The sequence below is a fragment of the Vibrio sp. ZOR0018 genome, assembly GCF_963865925.1.
Classification (GTDB): Bacteria; Pseudomonadota; Gammaproteobacteria; order Enterobacterales; family Vibrionaceae; genus Vibrio; species Vibrio anguillarum.
Genome location: NZ_CAWMCN010000044.1, coordinates 1 through 361 on the forward strand (window position 1 = coordinate 1; position 361 = coordinate 361).

The 361-nt window shown below is 50.4% G+C and carries 1 tRNA gene and 2 rRNA genes (1 of these 3 cut by a window edge); all 3 read left to right on the forward strand.

The features are described from left to right. Window positions 1-73 (forward strand): 5S ribosomal RNA (gene rrf, locus AACR75_RS18565); the annotation flags it as partial. Window positions 74-140: 67 nt separating this feature from the next. After that, window positions 141-216, forward strand: a tRNA-Thr gene (locus AACR75_RS01190). Window positions 217-247: 31 nt separating this feature from the next. Beyond that, a 5S ribosomal RNA gene (gene rrf, locus AACR75_RS01195) occupies window positions 248-361 on the forward strand (it continues 2 nt past the right edge of the window).

Below are 361 nucleotides of genomic sequence, written 5' to 3' on the forward strand. Positions count from 1 at the left end.
ACTCAGAAGTGAAACACAACAGCGCCGATGGTAGTGTGGGGTCTCCCCATGTGAGAGTAGGACATCGCCAGGCTTTGAATTTATAAGAGCCCGTTTGTAAGAGCGGGCTTTTTAGTCACTTGTGACACAAGATACAGTGTGCTGATATGGCTCAGTCGGTAGAGCGCATCCTTGGTAAGGATGAGGTCCCCAGTTCGATTCTGGGTATCAGCACCAGTTTTATAGCTCTGTAAGCTAAAAGAATTTGCTTGGCGACCATAGCGTTGTGGACCCACCTGAACCCATGCCGAACTCAGAAGTGAAACACAACAGCGCCGATGGTAGTGTGGGGTCTCCCCATGTGAGAGTAGGACATCGCCAG